The organism is Streptomyces xanthophaeus, from assembly GCF_000725805.1.
Classification (GTDB): Bacteria; Actinomycetota; Actinomycetes; order Streptomycetales; family Streptomycetaceae; genus Streptomyces; species Streptomyces xanthophaeus.
This window is the reverse complement of the sequence record NZ_JOFT01000034.1, coordinates 60,147-80,530: the sequence shown is the minus strand read 5'-3', so window position 1 is coordinate 80,530 and position 20,384 is coordinate 60,147. Positions and strand designations below refer to the sequence as shown.

Below are 20,384 nucleotides of genomic sequence, written 5' to 3'. Positions count from 1 at the left end.
CCTTGACATCAGGGATCTGTCCGAGACCCGTCAAGATCAAGTCGCCCCGCCCGAAACGGGCGGGGAGACACGCTCACGGGTCACGGACCGTAGGCCGTTCGGCAGAGCTCAGGCGCGCGGACGGTTGGCGCGGCTGCGCGCCGCCTCGTACAGCACGACGCCCGCGGCGACACCGGCGTTGAGCGACTCGGCGCCACCCGGCATCGGGATGCGGACGAGGTAGTCGCAGTTCTCGCCGACGAGCCGGCCCAGGCCCTTGCCCTCGGAGCCGACGACGATGACGACCGGGCCCGCGAGCTCGGCGAGGTCGTTGACGGTGTGCGTGCCCTCGGCGGCGAGGCCGACGATGGTGATGCCGGCCTTCTTGTAGTCCTGGAGCGCGCGGGTCAGGTTGGTGACGCGCGAGACCGGGGTGCGGGCGGCGGTGCCGGCCGAGCTCTTCCACGCACCGGCGGTCATGCCGGCGGCGCGGCGCTCGGGGATGACCACGCCGTGGCCGCCGAAGGCGGAGACGGAGCGGACGATCGCACCGAGGTTGCGCGGGTCGGTGACCCCGTCGAGGGCGACGATCAGCGGGTCCTCGCCGTTGTCGTACGCGGCGGCGGTGAGGTCCTCCGGGTGCGCGTACTCGTACGGCGGGACCTGGAGGACCAGGCCCTGGTGGTTGAGCCCGTTCGTCATCCGGTCGAGCTCGGGGCGCGGGGCTTCCATCAGGTTGATGTTGCCGCGCTCGGCCGCGAGCTGGAGGGCCTCGCGGACCCGCTCGTCGTTGTCGATGAACTGCTGGACGTACAGCGTGGTGGCGGGAACGCCGTCGCGCAGCGCCTCGAAGACCGGGTTGCGCCCGACGACCATCTCGCTGGTGCCCTTGGGGCCGCCGCGGCGCGGGGCCGGGCGGCGCTTGGCGGCCTGGCGCGCGATGGCGTTGCTGATGCGGTTCGCCTTGTGCTTCTTGCGGTCCTCGGCCTTGGGCGTGGGGCCCTTGCCTTCCAGGCCCTTGCGCCGCTGGCCACCGCTGCCGACCGTCGCGCCCTTCTTGTTGGACGTGCGTCGGTTCCTGCGCTGGCTGTTCCCGGCCATGACTTCTACCTGTTTTCGTTGATGCTGCGGTATGTACGTATGAAGAGTGTGCCGCCCGGAACGCCGGGCAGCACACCAGGCTCAGCTGCCCGGGCTCAGCGGGGACCGAGCGTCCAGCGCGGACCGGTCGGGCTGTCCTCGATCACCAGGCCGGACTGCTGGAGCTGGTCGCGGATGGCGTCGGCCGTCGCCCAGTCCTTGCGGGCCCGCGCCGACTCGCGCTGCTCCAGGACCAGGCGTACGAGCGTGTCGACGGCCCCGTGCAGGTCCTCGCCCCGGTCCGCCTCGCCCGCCCAGTGCGGGTCGAGCGGGTCCAGGCCGAGGACGCCGAGCATGGCCCGCACCTCGGACAGCCGCGCGATCGCCGCGTCCTTGTCGTCGGCGGCCAGCGCGCTGTTGCCCTGCCGGACCGTGGTGTGGACGATGGCCAGCGCCTGCGGGACGCCCAGGTCGTCGTCCATGGCCTCGGCGAACGCCGGCGGCACCTCGGCGGCGGGCTCGACGACCCCGGCCTTCTCGATGACGCGCTGGTAGAAGCCCTCGATCCGCGCGAACGCGGACTCGGCCTCGCGCAGGGCCTCCTCGCTGTACTCGATCATCGACCGGTAGTGCGGGGTGCCGAGGTAGTAGCGCAGCACGATCGGGCGCCACTGCTTGACCATCTCGGAGACGAGCACCGAGTTCCCGAGGGACTTGGACATCTTCTCGCCGGACATGGTGACCCAGGCGTTGTGGACCCAGTACTTCGCGAACTCGTCGCCGAAGGCCTTCGCCTGGGCGATCTCGTTCTCGTGGTGCGGGAAGATCAGGTCGAGCCCGCCGCCGTGGATGTCGAAGGCCTCGCCGAGGTACTTGTGCGCCATGGCGGAGCACTCCAGGTGCCAGCCCGGACGGCCGCGGCCCCACGGGGTCTCCCAGGAGGGCTCGCCGGGCTTGACGGACTTCCACATGGCGAAGTCGCGGGCGTCGCGCTTGCCGGTCTCGCCCGTGCTCTCCGGCTGGCGGATGTTGTCCAGCTCCTGGCGGGAGAGCGAGAGGTAGTCGGCGTACGACTTCACGTCGAAGTAGACGTTGCCCTCGGACTCGTACGCGTGGCCGCGCTCGATGAGCCCGCGCATCATCTCGACCATCTCGGTGACGTGCCCGGTGGCGCGGGGCTCGTAGGTGGGCGGGAGGCAGCCGAGGGCGGCGTAGCCGTCGTTGAAGGCCCGCTCGTTCTCGTAGCCGATGGACCACCAGGGACGGCGCTGCTCGGCCGACTTCGCGATGATCTTGTCGTCGATGTCCGTGACGTTGCGGACGAAGGTGACCTCGTAGCCCCGGTACTCGAACCAGCGGCGCATCATGTCGAAGTTGAGGCCCGAGCGGATGTGCCCGATGTGCGGGGCGGCCTGCACCGTGGCGCCACAGAGGTAGATCGAGACACAGCCCGCCGTGAGCGGAGTGAAGTCGCGGATCTGCCGGGCGCTGGTGTCGTACAGGCGAATAGTCACGGCATCAAGGGTAGTGGGCCTGTAGCAGTGCCCCGCGACCCTTTCGGGACGCGGGGTGCGTTTGTTGCCGAAGCGGTGCTCCGGCCCACCGGTGCTCAGGTCGTGCTCGTCCGGTAGACCAGCGCGGTGGCGATGGCGGCGAGCCCCTCGGCGCGGCCGGTGAGGCCCAGGCCGTCGGTGGTGGTGCCCGACACGGACACGGGGGCGCCCGCCGCGGCCGCGAGCGCCTTCTGCGCCTCTTCGCGCCGCTTGCCGATCTTCGGCCGTACGCCGATCACCTGGATCGCGATGTTGCCGATCTCGAAGCCCTCGGCGCGGACGATGCGCGCGGCCTCCGCCAGGAGGGTGACGCCGGCGGCGCCGGACCACTCGGGGCGGGAGGTGCCGAAGTGCGCGCCGAGGTCCCCGACGCCCGCTGCGGAGAAGAGGGCGTCACAGGCGGCGTGCGCGGCGACGTCGCCGTCGGAGTGCCCGGCGAGGCCGTCCTCGCCCTCCCACAGCAGACCGGCGCACCACAGCTCGCGCCCGGTCTCGAAGGCGTGCACGTCGGTGCCGATGCCGACGAGCGGGATCAGGGGCGGGGCGGGGCGGCCGGCGCCGTCCGGGGAAGCGGTGGGGTCAGTAGGCATCGGTGGCCCTCCTACGGGCGAGTACGGCCTCGGCGAGGACCAGGTCGAGCGGGCGGGTGACCTTGAAGGCCTCTTCGTGGCCGGGGACCACCATGACGGTGATGCCGAGCCGCTCCACCATCCCGGCGTCGTCGGTGGCGCCCTCGCCGCCGAGGTCGACCTCCCGGTGCGCGCGCATCAGGGTGGCGAGGTCGAAGCCCTGCGGGGTCTGCACGGCGCGCAGCCGGGCCCGCTCGGGGGTGGCCACGACCGGCTCGGCCGCGCCGGGCCCGCCGGGCTCGACCTCCTTGACGGTGTCGGCCAGCGGCATCCCGGGCACCACGGCCGGGGCGCCCTCGCGGACGGCCTCCACGACGGCGTCCACCGTGTCCACGGGGACCAGCGGCCGGGCCGCGTCGTGGACGAGCACCGAGGTGATGTGCCCGGGGAGGGCGTCGAGGCCCGCGCGCACGGACTCCTGGCGGGTCTCGCCGCCGCCGACGACCAGGACCTCGGTGCGCTCCGGCAGGGCGTGCTCGCCGAGCAGCAGGCGCACCTCGGCGACCTCGGCGGGCGGGGCGACGACGACCACGAGGGAGACCGCGCGCGAGCGGGCCATCGCGCGGACGGCGTGGATGAGCATGGGGGTGCCGCCGAGGGACCTGAGGGCCTTGGGGGCACCGGGGCCGAGGCGTACCCCGCGGCCGGCGGCCGGGATGACCGCGGCGGTGTGGTGGGGGTGCGGGGCGCCCTCGGGGCGCGGTTCGTCATGCATCGATGGCTCCGATGGCTCCGGGTTGCGCGGCCAGGTTTGTGGCTTCGGCGGACATGGGTATGGCCCTGGGGGTGACCCCCGGCCGACAGCTGGGGGGCGTGCCGGGTGCGATGCCCTCGCCCCTTCCGTGACGACCGGCCGAGCAGGCTGATCCGGACCCGGTACGCCAGTGAGGTAGGTGGGTTCACACGGTATGGGTACAGACATGCCGCAGCGCCCGGCGACAGGCCTCTCGTGGAGGAGAGGCCTTGTCAGCGGGCACCGCGGCACAACTGTGTGAACACTGTTTTGATGAACCCGTGTGATCCGTGTGGTCAGCCGCGTCGAGAGCGACATGACCGAACGGAACGTGAACGGTGGACGGGCCCTCGCGTCAGGACGCGAGCACCTCGTCGAGGAGGGCCTCGGCCTTGTCCTCGTTCGTGTTCTCGGCGAGCGCGAGCTCGCTCACCAGGATCTGACGCGCCTTCGCGAGCATGCGCTTCTCACCCGCGGACAGTCCGCGCTCGCGCTCACGACGCCACAGGTCACGCACTACTTCCGCGACCTTGATGACATCGCCAGAAGCGAGCTTTTCCAGATTTGCCTTGTAGCGCCGGGACCAGTTCGTCGGCTCTTCTGCGTACGGTGCGCGAAGCACCTCGAAGACCCGGTCCAGCCCGTCCTGGCCGACTACGTCGCGAACACCGACGAACTCCGCATTGTCCGCAGGCACACGAACCGTCAGGTCGCCCTGGGCGACCTTGAGCACCAAGTAGGTCTTGTCCACGCCTTTGATCTGACGAGTCTCAATGGCCTCGATCAGCGCGGCCCCGTGATGGGGATAGACCACGGTGTCGCCAACCTTGAACGTCATGTGACAGGTACCCCTTCCGTGGCTATCCAGGGTAACACGAGAACTGACTGTTATGAATGGCGTTTTCGCAGGTCAGGGCACATCTCGGGGCTTGACAACAGCAACAGAAACGTGCTGCGGAGGGCTCCGGGAAGGGGGTATTCGCAGGTCGGGGGCGCTGCGCGGACCGGGCGAAAGGGCCACGCTACACCTGTCCGGCACACCCGCCAGCGTGACGTACGTCCCGTTTTGCCGGGTTCCAAGGCCGGAAACCGAACTACTCCGTTCGACTGGCGGGCGCCCGTACGGAGGGGTTCCGGCCCAATCCGGAATTGATCACGCAGGTACGTTCGAGGGAATCCCGGAATTGATCACGGGGCCGGCCCCGGGGCGATCACCGGACGATCACGGAGGCGGTCACGGAAGGGATCACGGAAGGGATCACGGAGGCGATCACCGGAGGCCGGGCGGACGTTTTGCGAAGGACCCATGATCGGCGACGGAAGCTCGGGCCGGGCCTGATCCGGAATACAAGATCGAAGGGCGGGGCGAGGGCGGCCCGTGTGCTGCGGAGGGTCGGGTGCGGGGGCGGGGCGGCGGCTCGGTAACCTAAGCGCGCTGACACACCCTTAGAGCGGCTTTACCTCGGCCGTTCCGAGCGTCCACCCTCCCGTTCTGTACGTCCAAGGAGTTGCCGCCGCCGTGAGCCGCAGCCTTCGACGCGGCGCCCTCGCCGCCTCTGCCGTCGTGTTCTCGATCGCCTCGCTGGCCGCTTGCGCCGCGGGACAGCACGCAGAGACTCTCCAGATCAAGCCGGACAACGCCGCCACCACCAAGGGCGACATCAAGATCCAGAACGCTGTGGTGATCACCCAGGGCGAGAAGGACAAGAAGGGCCCCGGGCCCGCTGCCGTCTCCGCGACCCTGTTCAACGCGGGCTCCGAGGCCCAGACCCTTGACTCCGTCACCCTCCCGGGTGGCAAGGCCAAGGTCGCGCTGAAGGCCGCCGAGGGCACCGGCAAGGTCACCGTGCCGGCCGGCGGCTCCCTGGTGCTGGGCGGCAAGGGCAACGCCTCCGCCGTGGTCGAGGGCGCCGAGGCCCTTGAGGACGGCAACGTGCAGAAGGTCGTCTTCCAGCTGAGCAGCACGGGCAGCGTCGAGCTGGACGCCTTCGTGGTCCCCGGCACGGGCATCTACGAGGGATTCGGCCCGACCGCGGCCCCCGCCGCCGCCAGCCCGTCGGGCAGCCCCTCGGGCACCCCGTCCGGTTCCCCCTCGGGCTCGCCCTCCGGCGCGGCGTCGGGTTCGCCCTCCGGTTCCGCCTCGGGCAGCCCGTCCGGCAACGCCGGTGGCTCGCCGTCCGGCTCCCCCTCGCGCGCCGCGGGCCACTGAGGCACCGCCGCACCGGCACGACGTACGGGAAGGGCCCCGGCCGCTACTGCGGCCGGGGCCCTTCCCGCTTGCCCGGGACGGCCTGGTCGGACCTGTCGGCCTCGTCGGCCTACGGCTCGAACTTGTAGCCCAGGCCGCGCACCGTGACCAGGTAGCGCGGGGCGCCCGGGTCGGGCTCGATCTTGGCTCGCAGGCGCTTGACGTGGACGTCGAGGGTCTTGGTGTCGCCGACGTAGTCCGCGCCCCAGACCCGGTCGATCAGCTGCATGCGGGTCAGGACCCGGCCCGCGTTGCGCAGCAGCATCTCCAGCAGGTCGAACTCCTTCAGCGGAAGGTCGACCTTCCCGCCGGCGACGGTGACCACGTGGCGGTCGACGTCCATCCGTACGGGCCCGGCCTCCAGGGCCGCCGGGGTGACCTCCTCCGGCTCGCCGCGGCGGCGCAGGACCGCGCGGATGCGGGCGACCAGCTCCCGCGAGGAGAAGGGCTTGGTGACGTAGTCGTCGGCTCCTATCTCCAGCCCGACGACCTTGTCGATCTCGCTGTCCTTGGCGGTCACCATGATCACGGGGACGTTGGAGCGGCCGCGCAGCTGCCGGCAGACCTCTGTGCCGGGCAGGCCGGGGAGCATCAGGTCGAGGAGGACGAGGTCGGCGCCGTTGCGCTCGAACTCGTCGAGCCCGTCGGGCCCGGTCGCCGCGATCGCGACCTCGAAGCCTTCCTTGCGGAGCATGTAGGACAGGGCGTCGCTGAAGGATTCCTCATCCTCGACGACGAGCACTCGGGTCACGGAAGGACCTCCGGGGCAGGGATGGCTGGTGCTGTTTCTGGTTCAAGCAGGGGCTGAGTGGATTCGGTGGCCTTCGCCGCGGTGGCCGGCGCCGCCGCCTCGGGCAGGCGCAGGGTGAACGTGGAGCCCTGGCCCTCCGAGCTCCAGACCGCCACCTCCCCGCCGTGCGAGGCCGCCACGTGCTTCACGATCGCAAGGCCGAGGCCGGTTCCTCCCGTGGCACGGGAGCGGGCCGGGTCCACGCGGTAGAAGCGCTCGAAGATGCGCTCGCGGTCCTTTTCCGGGATGCCGATGCCCTGGTCGGTCACGGCTATCTCGATCAAGTCTCCCCCAGGAGCCGCGACCCTGCGTGCGGCGATGCCGACGCGGGTGCGGGCGGGGCTGTAGTTGACGGCGTTCTCCACGAGATTGCCGAGGGCGGCCGCGAGCTGTCCGCGGTTGCCCCAGACGCGCAGGTCAGCGGTGCCGCCCGAGGCCATGGTGATCTGTTTGGAGGAGGCCGTGTGGCGGCAGCGGTCGATGGCCTCGGCGACCAGCGTGTCCACGCGGACCGGCTCGGCGTCCTCCAGCGGGTCGTCGTTCTGCACCCGGGAGAGGTCGATGAGCTCCTGCACGAGATTGATCAGGCGGGTGGACTCGATCTGCATGCGGCCCGCGAAGCGGCTGACCGCCTCGGGGTCGTCGGCGGCGTCCATGACCGCCTCGGAGAGCAGGGAGATCGCTCCGACCGGGGTCTTCAGCTCGTGGGACACGTTGGCCACGAAGTCACGGCGCACGGCCTCGATCCGGCGGGCCTCGGTGAGGTCCTCGACCAGCAGGAGCACCAGGCGGGAGCCGAGCGGGGCCACGCGCGCCGAGACCGCGAGGGCCTCGCCGCGGCCGGTGCCGCGCCGCGGCAGGTCGAGCTCGACCTGGCGTATCTCCCCGTCCCGCCGGGTGTCGCGGGCCATGTGGAGCATGGGCTCCACCGCCAGCTTGCCGCCGCGGACCAGCCCGAGGGCGTACGCCGCCGAGCTGGCCTTGACCACCGCGTCGCCCTCGTCCAGGACGACGGCGGAGGAGCGGAGCACGGAGAGGACGGTGTCCACGCCGGGCGGGAGCACCGCATTGATGTCGGGGCGCATGGAGCTCCGGGTGGGGCGGGCTTGGTCGCGCTCGCTCCAGCGGAACGCCAGCATCGCGATCACACCGGTGCAAAGACCGGCGATCGCTGCAGCTGCGGCGACCGCCGCGTTCACGTCCATGCATCCAGGTTAAGCAGGCAGAACGACACTTCCACAGCCGTTCGGGTGCCACCTCGAACACTCGTCGCCCAGAGTTCACCCTGGGGACGGGGTTGATTCACTTGGGGTGCCGGAGTCGGACGCGTTTGCGGCTCACCGTGTCAACGTGGGAAGAAACCGGCCGCCCCGGCCCGCGCCCCGGCAGTAGTGCAGTAGGTCTAGAGAGGGACACCAGACATGCGTGACGCGTACCACGAGGAACTGGACTCGATCGGAGAGAGCCTGGTCGAGATGGCCCGGCTGGTCGGTTCCGCGATCGGGCGGGCCACGACGTCCATGCTCGACGCCGACCTGAAGCTCGCCGAGAGCGTCATCGCCGCCGACCAGAAGGTCGACGACCTCCAGCACGACCTGGAGGCCCGCGCCATCGCCCTGCTGGCCCGGCAGCAGCCGGTCGCCACCGACCTGCGCATCGTCGTGACCTCGCTGCGGATGAGCGCCGACCTGGAGCGCAGCGGCGACCTGGCCCAGCACGTGGCGAAGCTCGCCCGGCTGCGCTTCCCGGACACCGCCGTGCCGCGCGACCTGCACGCCACCATCCTGGAGATGGGGCAGCTGGCGCAGCGCCTGATGGCGAAGGCCGCTGAGGTGATCATCACCAAGGACGTCGACCTGGCGCTCCAGCTGGAGCAGGACGACGACGAGATGGACCACCTGCACCGCACGCTGTTCCAGCACCTGATGGACGACCGCTGGAAGCACGGCATCGAGACGGCGGTGGACGTGACGCTGCTCGGCCGCTACTACGAGCGCTTCGCGGACCACGCGGTGTCCGTGGCCAAGCGCGTGGTCTACCTGGTGACGGGCGAGCACGCGGACGAGCTCCAGGCGCCGACCCAGGTCGAGGGCGTCTGATCGCAGCGTCCGACGGATGGCGCGAGCCCCAATGCGCCGTTGACGCGCCGGTGCGGCTGGGCATGAATGAGGCGAAGGCGGGCCGTCGTACGGCGGCCCGTACGCCGCCCGCACGAGGAGGAACCATGCCCGATTCCCCCGTACCCATCACCCCGGAGCAGGACCAGCCGCCCCGGCCCGAGCCGCTGCGGCTGCCGCTGCTCGCGGCATGCGGCTGCGGCTCGGGCTGCGGCTGCGGCTGCCAGTCCGGTGCCCCCTGCCAGTGCGGCGGCTGACCCCGCCCACCCGGTGCGCACACCCGCGGGCCCCGAAGCCGGGCCCGGAGCACGAACGGCCCCCTGCCTGCGGAACCCGCCGGCAGGGGGCCGCTTCGCGGGGTGCGGCCGGCCCGGCGGGCGCAGGATGGCCGGTCAGCCGGGTTCGAAGCCGGCGAGCATCGCCTGGAGCGCGTCCTGGTCCGGTCCCACGAAGGGGCTGATGCCCGGGACCGTGGCCAGGGTGTCGATGAACCGGTCGGCCTGTCCGGGGGCCGGGGGCAGGTGGGTGGACAGGATCGTGTCGGGGTCCATGGCCCGCAGCGGCTCCACGGTGGCGAGGAACCGGTCCGAATCGACCAGCTGCACCCACGGGCTGTCCACGCTCGCCCACATCCGCTGGGCGCCCCGCACCTCGCCCGCGTGCACCACTCCGACGTCGGGGCACATGGCCAGTTCGGCGCTGGGCATGGGACCGCCGAAGCAGTCGGAGCTGAAGCAGGTGCGGGAGCGGTCGTCGTAGAACCCTACGGTGGCCGGGTTGTCGTACAGCGGCGGCCGGAAGGCGTGGAGCGTGCGGTCGCCCACGTCCAGGGTCTGGCCGGGGTTGAGGAAGTACACGCGGTCCATGGGCAGCGGGTGCTCCGTGGACAGCTCCCCGGCCCCCAGGAACGTGGTGACCACACGTGCCTCGGGCGCTGCGTCGAGCAGCGCGAAGAGGCCGCCCGTATGGTCGCGGTCGGGGTGCGTCAGCCAGATCCACCGCACGTCCTCGGGATCGACGACGGAGCCCAGCCTGTTGAGGAAGTCCCGGTCGGGCAGGCCCAGGCCGGTGTCGACGACCACCGGCTGTTCGGCGTGCAGGACGAAGGCGTTGACCGGTATGAAGCCGATGCCCGGTACCTCCAGGCAGTCGGCGAGGACGGTGGCGTCGGTGCCTACCTTGTGCGTGCTCATGGCGATCTCCACGGCCCGGCGGCGAGCGAGCTCTTCCTCCATCTTGGCGCCGCCCGGTTGCGCACGCGCGCCGGAGCGGCTGGTGCTGTGACCCCTCCGTCGGCCGCGTCAGCGACAGCGGTCCTCCGGGTCTCCGGGGGCGCGGCCGGTGGCCGTCCAGGACGTGACGAGCGGGTCGGCGGGCGAGCCGAAGGCGCCGGCCAGCAGGACGTGCAGCAGCAGCTCGGCCGCCGTCCCGAACAGGTCCGGGGAGGACTGCGGGCCGTACCCCGCTCGGTCGATCACCAGGTGGCCGGCCGGCAAGGCCCCGCGGTCGGCCACCGGACGCAGGACGCCGAGCACGGCATCGTCCAGCCCCTCGGGCAGGCCCGGGAGCAGCGCTCCCGGCAGCAGGCCCTGCCGCGGCGCGGGCCGGACCGACTCCCAGCACCTGACCCGCCAGGCCAGCCGGTCGCCCTCTCCCGGCACGAACTCGCCCCCCAACAGGGCTCTGGACCGCGCACCTGCGTCGTCCTGCTCCAGGTCCAGGACCGCTCGGGACCGGCCCCCCGCGGCGGCCGGGCGGGCGAGGGCCAGGCCGCCGGCCTGCCTCTTGCCCAGCAGGCCGAACTCACGGCGGTCGGCGTCGACCGCCGCACTCCGGGCGGGCGTCCTCACGACGAACACAGAACTCCTCGGTCTCACCGGGCCCGGACGGAAAAAGCCCCTGATCCGCGCCGTAGGCGCGGATCAGGGGCGTGATCGCTCTCGTTACTTCTTCTTGCCCTGGTTCTTGACCGCCTCGATCGCGGCCGCGGCCGCGTCCGGGTCGAGGTAGGTGCCGCCCGGCTTGAGGGGCTTGAACTCGGCGTCCAGCTCGTAGGCGAGCGGGATGCCGGTCGGGATGTTCAGGCCCGCGATGTCGGCGTCGGAGATGCCGTCCAGGTGCTTGACCAGGGCGCGCAGGGAGTTGCCGTGCGCGGCGACCAGGACCGTGCGGCCGGCCAGCAGGTCCGGGACGATGCCGTCGTACCAGTACGGGAGCATGCGGACGACGACGTCCTTGAGGCACTCCGTCTTCGGGCGCAGCTCCGGCGGGATGGTCGCGTAGCGCGGGTCCTCGGACTGGGAGAACTCCGTGCCGTCCTCAAGGGCCGGCGGCGGGGTGTCGTACGAGCGGCGCCACAGCATGAACTGCTCCTCGCCGAACTCGGCGAGGGTCTGGGCCTTGTCCTTGCCCTGGAGGGCGCCGTAGTGGCGCTCGTTCAGGCGCCAGGAACGGTGGACCGGGATCCAGTGGCGGTCGGCTGCCTCGAGCGCCATCTGCGCGGTGCGGATCGCGCGCTTCTGGAGCGAGGTGTGCACGACGTCGGGGAGCAGACCGGCGTCCTTGAGCAGCTCACCGCCGCGGACCGCCTCCTTCTCGCCCTTCTCGTTGAGATTGACGTCCACCCAGCCGGTGAACAGGTTCTTAGCGTTCCACTCGCTCTCGCCGTGACGGAGCAGGATCAGCTTGTACGGTGCGTCGGCCATGCGTACGAGCCTAATGGACGGGCCGGGCCGCTCGCGCGCGGTAGCAGGGGGCTTCCGAGGGGGGCGCCGATTGACTGCGGGCGTCAATTGAGTGGCGCCCCGATGCCTCCACTCGTAACGTGCGAGCAGCTGTTGGGACACTTACATCCTCGGGGGGATCCCTTATGTCCGTTGCCAGTGTCAAACGGGCCGCCCGGGAGAGCGTGTCGGGTCTGCCGCGTGCGTTCTGGTGGCTGTGGGCGAGCACGCTCGTCAACCGGCTCGGGGCCTTCGTCGCCACATTCATGACCATGTACCTGACCCTGGACCGGGGCTATTCGGCCTCCTTCGCGGGACTTGTGGTCGCCCTGCACGGGCTCGGCGGTGTGGTGTCCTCGCTCGGCGCGGGGGTGATGACCGACCGGCTGGGCCGACGGCCGACGCTGCTGGCGGCGAACGTATCGACGGCGTTCTCGGTGGCCCTGCTCGGCTTCATGGAGCACCCGGCGGCGATCGCGGCGGTGGCGCTGCTGGTCGGCATGACCTCGAACGCCTCCCGGCCCGCGGTCGCGGCGATGATGGCGGACATCGTCCGTCCCGAGGACCGCGTACGGGCCTTCGCGCTCAACTACTGGGCCATCAACCTCGGCTTCGCCATCAGCGCCACCGCGGCGGGCCTGATCGCGGAGTACAGCTACCTGGCGGGGTTCCTGGGCGAGGCGGCGCTGACGCTGGCGTGCGCGGTGCTGGTGTACGTCAAGCTGCCCGAGTCCCGGCCCGAGGCGGGCGTGGCCGCGGGAGCCGGGGACCGCGGTGCGGGTCCGGGCGGCGGCAAGGGGCTCGCCGAGGAGGAGATCGGACTGGGCACCGTCCTGCGGGACGGGCGCTTCATGGGCGTGGTCGGGCTGTCGTTCCTGATCTCGCTGATCTTCACCCAGGGCTCGGTCGGCCTGCCCGTCGCGATGGGCGCGGCCGGGTTCTCGCCCGGGGACTACGGGATGGTCGTCGCCGTGAACGGCCTGCTGATCGTGCTGCTCCAGATCCCGGTCACGCGGTTCATCGAGCACCGCGACCCGCAGCGGCTGCTGGTGGTCTCGGCGCTGCTGGCGGGGTACGGGTTCGCCCTGACGGCCTTCGCCGGGCCGCTGTGGGCGTACGCGCTGACGGTGTGCGTGTGGACGCTGGCCGAGATCGTGAACTCCCCGACCCAGATGGGCCTCGTCGTGCGGCTCTCGCCGCTGCACGGACGCGGGCGCTACCAGGGGATGTACAACATGTCCTGGGCCGTGGCCTCGCTCGTCGCGCCGCTGATGGCCGGTTTCATGATCGACCGGTACGGGGCGGACTGGCTGTGGGCCGCCACGGGCGTGCTGGGCACGGTGGCGGGCGCGGGCTACTGGCTGCTGATGCGGCGGCTGCCCGCGGAGGACCCGGCGCCGGTGGCCGGTGCCGGGGCGCAGGACGCTCCCGGAACCGAGGCCTCCGCGGATGTGGTCGCCGGTGCCGTCGCCGGTCCGGGCGGGGCCGCGAGCGTGGACGCCGCCTCGCCGGCCGCGCCCGCACCGCCGCTGGCGGCCGCTCCTTAGTACCGGGAGACGGGCTAGTCCTTCTCGGGCTTGTCCGGCCGCGTGAGGTGCTTGAAGGCGTCCAGGTTGTAGGTGGGTTCGCCGCGGGAGACGCGCCAGTCGTACTCGCGGCGGATCGCACCCGCGAAGCCCAGCTCCAGGAGCGTGTTGAAGGCGCCGTCCGCCGCCTCCAGGACGGTGCCCAGCAAGCGGTCCAGCTCCTGCGCGTTCACCACCGACAGGGGCAGGCGGGCCGTCAGATAGATGTCGCCGAGGCGGTCCACGGCGTAGCTCAGCCCGTACAGCTTGAGGTTGCGCTCCAGGAGCCAGCGGTGGACGCCCGCCTCGTTCTCGTCGGGGTGGCGGATCACGAAGGCGTTGACCGACAGCGAATGCCGGCCGACCCGGAGCGAGCAGGTGGTGGACAGCTTGCGGGTGCCGGGGAGCTGGACGACGTACGAGCCCGGCTCGGGGCACTCCCAGCTCAGCTCCGCGCCCGAGAGCGTGGCCTCGATGATCTCGGCGGCGGTGGCGGTGTCGGCGGTGTCAGCCATGGTGGGAGCGTACGCGACGGCGATGATCATGCATGGCCGCGGTGTACACGTCGGCCGTGCCGCTCGCGGCGGTGTCCCAGCCGAAGAACTGCGCGTGCCGCGCGGCCTCGGCGCCCATCCGGTCCGCGAGCCCGGGCTCGTCCACGAACCGCCGCAGCTCCCGCGCGTAGTCCACCGGGTCGTGACCGGGTACGAGTATCCCCGTGACCCCGTCGTCGACGGCGACCGGCAGCCCGCCGACCGCGGCGGCGAGCACCGGCGTACCGGCGGCCTGGGCCTCTATCGCGACGAGCCCGAAGGACTCGCTGTACGAGGGCATGACCAGGACGGAGGCCGCCCGGAACCAGTCGGCGAGCCGGTCCTGGCCCACCGGCGGGTGGAAGTGCACGAGGTCGGCGATGCCCAGCTTCGCGGAGAGCTTCTGCAGCCCCTCCGGCTTGGCGAGGCCGCTGCCGCTGGGCCCGCCGACGACGGGCACGAACAGCCGTGAGCGCAGCGAGGGGTCCCGGTCGACGAGCTCCGCGACGGCGCGCAGCAGGATGTCGGGGGCCTTGAGCGGCTGGATCCGGCCCGCGAAGAGCGGGATCACGGCGTCCTGCGGCAGCCCGAGGCGGGCGCGGGCGGCGGCCCGGCCGTCGGCGACGGTGAAGCGGTCGAGGTTCACGCCGGGGTGGACGACGGCGACCTTGGCCGGGTCGGCCTCGTAGTGGCGGACGAGTTCGTCGGCTTCCTCTGCGGTGTTCGCGATGAGCCGGTCCGCGGCGGACACGATCTGGGTCTCGCCTATGACGCGGGCGGCTGGCTCGGGGGTGTCCCCTTCGGCCAGCGCCGCGTTCTTGACCTTGGCCATGGTGTGCATGGCGTGCACCAGGGGGACGCCCCAGCGCTCGGCGGCGAGCCAGCCGACGTGGCCGGACAGCCAGTAGTGGGAGTGGACGAGGTCGTAGTAGCCGGGGCGGTGCCCCGCCCAGGCCTGCATCACGCCGTGGGTGAAGGCGCACAGCTGGGCGGGCAGCTCCTCCTTGGCGAGGCCTTCGTACGGGCCCGCGTCCACGTGCCGTACGAGGACCCCCGGAGCCAGTTCGACCACGGGCGGGAGGCCGCCCTGGGTCGCCCGGGTGAAGACCTCGACCTCGATGTTGATCGCGGCGAGGCGCTTGGCGAGCTCGACGATGTAGACGTTCATGCCGCCGGCGTCGCCGGTCCCGGGCTGGTGCAGCGGTGAGGTGTGCACGCTGAGCATGGCGATGCGGCGCGGCTTGCGGTGGTGGCCGACGGCCGGGAGGCGCAGCCGCGGCGGGTCGTGCCGGGTGCTGCGCGCGGCGGCGATCCGGCCGCTGATGCTGCCGCCGAGGCGGGACACGTACTGACTCAAGGGAGCAGTCCTCTCGCTCGGGCGGCATGACAGGAAGAGCGCGCTCGGCGCCCTTCAAGGAAGTGCAACCCGGATGGCCGTGCCCCGCATTCCGCGGCGCGCTCTTTTTCCTCGGGTTGCCGGGTTTTCTTCCAGCATGCGCGCTCCGCTTAGTCTCGGCTCATGTCCTCGCGCAGTACCCCGCCGCCCCCGAGCCGTCCCGGCCGCCCCGGCCGTCCCGTGGGAACGGTGACCCGCGGGACGACGAACCCGAACCGGTTGCGCCGGATGGACCGCTGGATCGCCGCCACCCACGGGGCCGCGCTGCGCCGTGCGGACGCGCCGGTCGCGGTGGACCTCGGGTACGGGGCCGCGCCCTGGACGGCGGTGGAGCTGCTGGCGCGGCTGCGGGAGGCCGCTCCGCGGGTGCGGGTGGTCGGCATCGAGATCGAGCCGGCGCGGGTCGCGGGGGCGAAGCCCTACGAGCGGGAGGGGCTGAGCTTCCGGCACGGCGGCTTCGAGGTGCCGCTGGACGGCGGGGCCCGTCCGGCGCTGATCCGCGCGGCGAACGTGCTGCGCCAGTACGACGAGGAGCAGGTCGCCGAGGTGTGGGCGCGGCTGTGCTCGCGGCTGGCTCCGGGCGGGCTGCTGGTGGAGGGGACCTGCGACGAGATCGGGCGGCGTCACGTGTGGGTGGCGCTGGGGCCGGAGGGGGCGCGCACGGTGACGTTCGCGACGCGGCTGGGTTCGCTGGAGCGGCCCTCGGACCTGGCGGAGCGGCTGCCGAAGGCACTGATCCACCGGAACGTGCCCGGGGAGCCGGTGCACGCCTTCCTGCGCGACTTCGACCGGGCGTGGGCGGCGGCGGCCCCGTACGCCTCGTACGGGGCGCGGCAGCGCTGGATCCGCACGGCGCGGGCCCTGGCCGGTGACTGGCCGCTGGCGGACGGGCCGGCGCGCTGGCGGCAGGGGGAACTGACGGTGCGCTGGGAGGCGTTGCGCCCGGCCGGGTGACATGGGCGGGCCGGGGAACCGGAGTCGGGGGCGGCCCGTTGAGCCGTCAGGGGTGGGCGTGACGGGGGAGCCGGAGCAGCGGGGACTCCGATGGGGCGTACAAGATCGGCACGTTGTCCACAAGGGTGTCGGATTTCATCGACTCATGGCACCATCCCGAAGGCGGTGACAAGTTACTGATGAATAGTCAGATTCAATGAGGGTCTGACTCCTGGTGCCTGGGGGGAACCATGCGGACCGTAGGGCGACGGCGGGGCGCGAGCGCCTTCACGCTGGTGTGCGCGCTGGCTGTACTGACGGCCCCGGGTCTCGGCGTGGGCACGTCGTACGCGGCGCCGGAGCCGCAGCCCGCGCCGGGCGCCGAATCGCTGGAGCGGGTCCGCAAGGAGATAGACGGCCTCTACCGCCAGGCGGGCACGGCCACCGACGCCTACAACCTGGCCGAGAGCGAGGCCAAGGCGCAGTCAGACAAGATCGTCGAGATCGCCAAGCTGGTCGTCGCCGGCCAGGAGAAGATCGCCACGCTGAAGAGCCGCGCGGGAGCCGCGGCCCGCGCCCAGTACCGCTCGGGCGGGCTGCCGCCGGGTGCGAAGCTGGCGCTGAGCGAGAGCCCCAGCAAGTACCTCGACGGGACGGACCTGCTGCGCCAGGGCGAGAAGGCCACCTCGGACATGCTCTCCGAACTGGGCCGCACCCAGACCGACTTGGAGCAGTACGCGAAGGACGCCAGCGCCCAGTGGGAGAAGCTGGAAGCCAACCGGATCAAGCAGGAGGCCTCCAAGAAGGAGGTCGAGGCCAAGATCAAGGCCGCGGAGGAGCTGGAGAACAAGCTCGAGGCCGAGGAGAAGGCCCGTCTCATCCAGCTGGAGCACGACGCCCAGTACAAGGCACAGAAGGCCTGGCTGTCCTCGGGCGCGATGAAGGACGTCAACGGCCTGGCGACGGACGCAGGGAAGGCCGCCGTCCAGTACGCCACCGCGCAGATCGGCAAGCCGTACGTCTGGGGCGCCGAGGGCCCCGGCTCGTTCGACTGCTCCGGACTGACCTCCCAGGCCTGGCGGGCGGCGGGCAAGGGCATCCCGCGCACCTCGCAGGAGCAGCTGCGGCTGCTGCCGAAGGTCGCGCTGAAGGACATGCGGCCGGGCGACCTGATCATCTACTTCGACGACGCGACCCACGTCGGGATGTACGTCGGCGACGGCGCGATGGTCCACGCCCCGCGCCCCGGGCGGAACGTCACGATGGCGGGCGCGGGCTCGATGCCGATCAAGGCCGTCGTCCGCCCGGACGCCTCCTAGCGGGCGGGGCGGACGGCCGGGACGGCCGGGACGGCCGGCCGGGCGGCCGGGCGGGACGGCCGGCCGGGCGGGACGGCCGGCCGGGCGGGACGGCCGGCCGGGAGGGCCCCGGAGAGATCGTGCGACGGAGGCAACCAAGCGGGCGGCCGTGACGTCTCGCTAGACGGGACGGACCACGGCCCCTCCGTGACGTTGGTCATCCAGTGAGCCGATTTTCCCCCGCGATAACGGCATATGACGGAAGCCCTCGCCCGGAGCGGCATTCCGCTCGCCGGGCCGGGACCGCTAGGGTCGGCCGGACGAGCGCACCCTCGGGGGGAGGGAAGGAACCGGAGACGATGCCCGTACCCGTACCGCGGCAGAGGGACACCCCCGCCACGGAGAGCGCTCAGGGCGTTCTGCGCACCGCCGCGGAACAGCTCGCCGCCGCGCCGGCGCCGCCTGCAGCGACCCCTGCGGCGACCGCCCACACCACCCCGCTGACCCTGCTGGTCATCGAGGACGACCCCGCGGGCGGCCTCACCGTCCCCGAGATCCTCGACGCCGACGGCCACCGCATCCGGCTGCGCACCGCCCGCAACCTCACCGAGGCCGCACGCCTGCTCACGCCCGACGTGCACTGCATCCTGCTCGACCTGTCGCTCCCGGACGCGGGCCCCCGTACGACGGGCACCGCGACTCCCCCGGCCGGCACCTCCGTGGACCAGCTGGCCACCCTGCGCCAGGTCCTGCGCCTCGCCCCGCGCCACGCCGTCCTCGTCCTCGCCTGCGAGGCCGACGCCGAGCGCGCCGCCGAGGCCGTCCGGGTCGGCGCACAGGACTTCCTCTTCCGGGACGAGCTGGACGGCCGGCTGCTGAGCCGCACCATCCGCTACGCGGTGGAGAGAAAACGGGCCGACATCGCCCAGTACAAGCTTGCAGAATCGAAACTGCGCGCCCAGGAGAACGCCCGTCTGGAACGCGGTCTGCTCCCCACCCCGCTGCTGGAGGGCTCCGACCTCCGCTTCGCCGCCCGCTACCGCCCCGGCCGCAGCCGGGCCCTGCTCGGCGGCGACTTCTACGACACCGTCCGCACCCCCGACGGCACCGTCCACGCCATGATCGGCGACGTCTGCGGCCACGGCCCCGACGAGGCGGCCCTGGGCGTCGAGCTGCGCATCGCCTGGCGCGCCCTGACGCTGGCCGGGCTGTGCGGCGACGACCTGCTGGCCACCCTCCAGGAGGTCCTGGAGGTGGAGCGGCCCTGCGAGGAGATCTTCGCGACGCTGTGCACGGTGGACATCTCCCCGGACGGCCGCCGCGCGGGCCTGTGCCTGGCCGGCCATCCCGCCCCGCTGATCTCCCGGCCCGGCCGCCCCGCGCGGCTGCTCCCGTACGAGAACAGCGGCCCGGCCCTGGGGCTGCTGCCGCGCGCCCGCTGGCCCCGCCGCCAGGTGGAGCTCGGCGGCACCTGGAGCCTGATGCTCTACACCGACGGCCTGATCGAGGGCCGCATCGGCGAGGGCAAGGAACGCCTGGGCCAGGACGGCATGGTCGAGATGATCAACCGGCACCTGGACCGCGGCCTGAGCGGCGAGGGCCTGCTGGAGGCCTCGGTGACCGAGGCCCGCCGGCTCAACGGCGGCGAGCTCACCGACGACGTCGCGGTGGTCCTGCTCTCCCGCGCCGAGGGCTGAGGACTCGGCGCCGCGGAAGCGGAGACGGAGGCGACACGGCGAGACTGCGGGTGCTGCGGCCGGCTGACTACCGTCCGCCGTTGTAGGGCCCGTACGGCCCGTCACTGCTGCTGCCGCCACGGCGCTTGCCGCCGCCCGAGACCTGCTTGAGGGCCGGGCGCACGTCGACGAAGAAGACGATCGTGGCGACCAGGCCGGCGATCATCAGGAACAGCATCTGCGGCAGGAAGAAGTCCACGAGGACGGTGATGCCGAGGAGGACCAGCCAGAAGGTCTTGGTCTTCTTGTCGGCAGCCCGGTACGCGTCCTCACGCGCCACCAGGGCGAGGACGAAGGCCACGACCGCGAGCGCCAGCATGGCGAGCCCGAGCAACGGGATCACCCCTTGATCGAACCTGTCCATCAACATCGCTTCGACCGCCTTCTCGTCCTCGCGGGCCAGATGCCGTGCGACTCCACGCTACCGGCCCGTTCTCCTTCACGAACTACAACGGGCCGGACACCTCGCAGGTGCCCGGCCCGCCGTACTGCATGCGGCTCAGCTCTCGTCGCCCGCCGTGACGGCGGCCTTCTTCGCCGTGCTCTTGCGCGCGGTGGTCTTCCGGGCGGCGGGCTTCTCCTCGGCGGCGGCCTCGGCCACCGGGGCCGGCTGCGCCTCGGGCTCCGGCTCGACGGCCACGGCGATGTCGACGATCTCCTCGGAGACCTCGCCCCGCCAGCCGCGCACGGCCTGCTCGCCGTGCTCGGCGACCTTGTCGTAGGTCTCCTTGGCCCGTACGGCGTACTCCGCGGCCACGCCGACCCCGCGCAGCGCCAGGTCCTGCGCGGCCTCCCCGAGCTTCTTCGGGTCGATCGCGCCGAACACCTCGGCGACCTTGGCGGAGACCGCCTCCTGCGCCTCCTTGGCCTTCTCCTGCACGACCTTCGGGTCGGTGTTCTTCACGGCCTCGATGCGCGCGGGGGCCTCGGCGCGCAGCTGCTCGATGAGCCCCGGCACCTTCTTGGCCTGCTGCACGGCGAGGTCGGCGGTGCCGGCCGCGAAGTAGAGGGGCGTCGGGTCGGTGAGGGTCTTCTTCAGGTCATCGGCGATGGCCATGCGGTGGTCCTCCC

General features: G+C 72.1%; 21 protein-coding genes. 7 read left to right on the top strand and 14 right to left on the bottom strand.

Features of this window, described 5'->3' with window-relative positions; all coding sequences use genetic code 11:
* Positions 1-108 precede the first annotated feature (108 nt).
* The 5 genes from rlmB to IO30_RS0121840 form a co-directional block, all read right to left on the bottom strand.
* Complete coding sequence (gene rlmB, locus IO30_RS0121860) at positions 109-1,080, bottom strand: 23S rRNA (guanosine(2251)-2'-O)-methyltransferase RlmB (RefSeq protein WP_031145250.1); 972 nt, start codon at positions 1,078-1,080, stop codon at positions 109-111.
* A gap of 95 nt (positions 1,081-1,175) precedes the next feature.
* Positions 1,176-2,573 (bottom strand): cysteine--tRNA ligase, encoded by a 1,398-nt coding sequence (gene cysS / locus IO30_RS0121855; protein ID WP_031145248.1) that lies wholly within the window; start codon positions 2,571-2,573, stop codon positions 1,176-1,178.
* A gap of 95 nt (positions 2,574-2,668) precedes the next feature.
* Complete coding sequence (gene ispF, locus IO30_RS0121850) at positions 2,669-3,202, bottom strand: 2-C-methyl-D-erythritol 2,4-cyclodiphosphate synthase (protein WP_051902494.1); 534 nt, start codon at positions 3,200-3,202, stop codon at positions 2,669-2,671.
* Positions 3,192-3,956: a 2-C-methyl-D-erythritol 4-phosphate cytidylyltransferase gene (ispD, locus tag IO30_RS0121845; protein ID WP_031145244.1), complete on the bottom strand. Its 765-nt coding sequence runs from the start codon at positions 3,954-3,956 to the stop codon at positions 3,192-3,194. Before ispD ends, ispF begins: the two co-directional genes overlap by 11 nt.
* Before the next feature lie 373 nt (positions 3,957-4,329).
* Positions 4,330-4,812 carry a CarD family transcriptional regulator gene (locus tag IO30_RS0121840; RefSeq protein ID WP_003953493.1) on the bottom strand — a complete coding sequence of 161 codons (483 nt, stop codon included), beginning with the start codon at positions 4,810-4,812 and terminating at the stop codon, positions 4,330-4,332.
* Positions 4,813-5,493: 681 nt separating this feature from the next.
* Between IO30_RS0121840 and IO30_RS0121835 the strand changes: the two genes are divergently transcribed.
* Complete coding sequence (locus IO30_RS0121835) at positions 5,494-6,183, top strand: copper chaperone PCu(A)C domain-containing protein (protein ID WP_031145242.1); 690 nt, start codon at positions 5,494-5,496, stop codon at positions 6,181-6,183.
* 109 nt (positions 6,184-6,292) lie between these two features.
* Here IO30_RS0121835 and phoP read toward each other — a convergent pair whose 3' ends face one another.
* Positions 6,293-6,964: a two-component system response regulator PhoP gene (phoP, locus tag IO30_RS0121830; protein ID WP_465270294.1), complete on the bottom strand. Its 672-nt coding sequence runs from the start codon at positions 6,962-6,964 to the stop codon at positions 6,293-6,295.
* Between the two features lie 5 nt (positions 6,965-6,969).
* Positions 6,970-8,217: a two-component system sensor histidine kinase PhoR gene (gene phoR, locus IO30_RS0121825; RefSeq protein ID WP_031145240.1), complete on the bottom strand. Its 1,248-nt coding sequence runs from the start codon at positions 8,215-8,217 to the stop codon at positions 6,970-6,972.
* A gap of 216 nt (positions 8,218-8,433) precedes the next feature.
* Between phoR and phoU the strand changes: the two genes are divergently transcribed.
* The gene (gene phoU / locus IO30_RS0121820; protein WP_031145238.1) at positions 8,434-9,111 is read left to right on the top strand and encodes a phosphate signaling complex protein PhoU; all 678 of its coding nucleotides are present in this window, start codon (positions 8,434-8,436) and stop codon (positions 9,109-9,111) included.
* A gap of 125 nt (positions 9,112-9,236) precedes the next feature.
* Positions 9,237-9,386 (top strand): hypothetical protein, encoded by a 150-nt coding sequence (locus IO30_RS46040; protein WP_167347277.1) that lies wholly within the window; start codon positions 9,237-9,239, stop codon positions 9,384-9,386.
* Between the two features lie 135 nt (positions 9,387-9,521).
* Here IO30_RS46040 and IO30_RS0121810 read toward each other — a convergent pair whose 3' ends face one another.
* From IO30_RS0121810 to IO30_RS0121800, 3 genes are all read right to left on the bottom strand, one after another.
* On the bottom strand, positions 9,522-10,322 hold the full coding sequence (locus tag IO30_RS0121810) for an MBL fold metallo-hydrolase (RefSeq protein WP_031145236.1): 801 nt from the start codon (positions 10,320-10,322) through the stop codon (positions 9,522-9,524).
* 108 nt (positions 10,323-10,430) lie between these two features.
* Entirely contained in the window at positions 10,431-10,979 is a 549-nt protein-coding gene (locus IO30_RS42110) for a hypothetical protein (RefSeq protein ID WP_157853354.1), read from the bottom strand.
* Positions 10,980-11,072: 93 nt separating this feature from the next.
* Positions 11,073-11,834, bottom strand: a complete 762-nt coding sequence (locus tag IO30_RS0121800) for a phosphoglyceromutase (protein WP_031145234.1) — start codon at positions 11,832-11,834, stop codon at positions 11,073-11,075.
* 164 nt (positions 11,835-11,998) lie between these two features.
* On the opposite strand from IO30_RS0121800, the gene IO30_RS0121795 reads away from it, so the two are divergent.
* The gene (locus IO30_RS0121795) at positions 11,999-13,399 is read left to right on the top strand and encodes an MDR family MFS transporter (protein WP_051902490.1); all 1,401 of its coding nucleotides are present in this window, start codon (positions 11,999-12,001) and stop codon (positions 13,397-13,399) included.
* 14 nt (positions 13,400-13,413) lie between these two features.
* On the opposite strand, the gene IO30_RS0121790 is transcribed toward IO30_RS0121795, so the two are convergent.
* On the bottom strand, positions 13,414-13,932 hold the full coding sequence (locus IO30_RS0121790) for a type III secretion system chaperone family protein (RefSeq protein ID WP_031145230.1): 519 nt from the start codon (positions 13,930-13,932) through the stop codon (positions 13,414-13,416).
* A complete protein-coding gene (gene mshA, locus IO30_RS0121785; protein ID WP_031145228.1) occupies positions 13,925-15,307 on the bottom strand; it encodes a D-inositol-3-phosphate glycosyltransferase in 1,383 nt (460 codons plus the stop codon). Before mshA ends, IO30_RS0121790 begins: the two co-directional genes overlap by 8 nt.
* 162 nt (positions 15,308-15,469) lie before the next feature.
* Between mshA and IO30_RS0121780 the strand changes: the two genes are divergently transcribed.
* The 3 genes from IO30_RS0121780 to IO30_RS0121770 all read left to right on the top strand — a co-directional run bounded on the left by IO30_RS0121780 (position 15,470) and on the right by IO30_RS0121770 (position 19,274).
* On the top strand, positions 15,470-16,300 hold the full coding sequence (locus IO30_RS0121780; RefSeq protein WP_199921143.1) for a class I SAM-dependent methyltransferase: 831 nt from the start codon (positions 15,470-15,472) through the stop codon (positions 16,298-16,300).
* Between the two features lie 230 nt (positions 16,301-16,530).
* The gene (locus tag IO30_RS0121775; protein ID WP_031145224.1) at positions 16,531-17,598 is read left to right on the top strand and encodes a C40 family peptidase; all 1,068 of its coding nucleotides are present in this window, start codon (positions 16,531-16,533) and stop codon (positions 17,596-17,598) included.
* Positions 17,599-17,936: 338 nt separating this feature from the next.
* On the top strand, positions 17,937-19,274 hold the full coding sequence (locus IO30_RS0121770; protein ID WP_031145223.1) for a PP2C family protein-serine/threonine phosphatase: 1,338 nt from the start codon (positions 17,937-17,939) through the stop codon (positions 19,272-19,274).
* A 67-nt stretch (positions 19,275-19,341) separates the two neighbouring features.
* Here IO30_RS0121770 and IO30_RS0121765 read toward each other — a convergent pair whose 3' ends face one another.
* Together IO30_RS0121765 and IO30_RS0121760 are read right to left on the bottom strand one after the other, a co-directional pair.
* Positions 19,342-19,683, bottom strand: coding sequence for a DUF2516 family protein (locus IO30_RS0121765; RefSeq protein ID WP_031145222.1), 342 nt, complete (start codon positions 19,681-19,683; stop codon positions 19,342-19,344).
* A 129-nt stretch (positions 19,684-19,812) separates the two neighbouring features.
* Positions 19,813-20,370: a hypothetical protein gene (locus IO30_RS0121760; RefSeq protein ID WP_031145221.1), complete on the bottom strand. Its 558-nt coding sequence runs from the start codon at positions 20,368-20,370 to the stop codon at positions 19,813-19,815.
* Positions 20,371-20,384 lie beyond the last annotated feature (14 nt).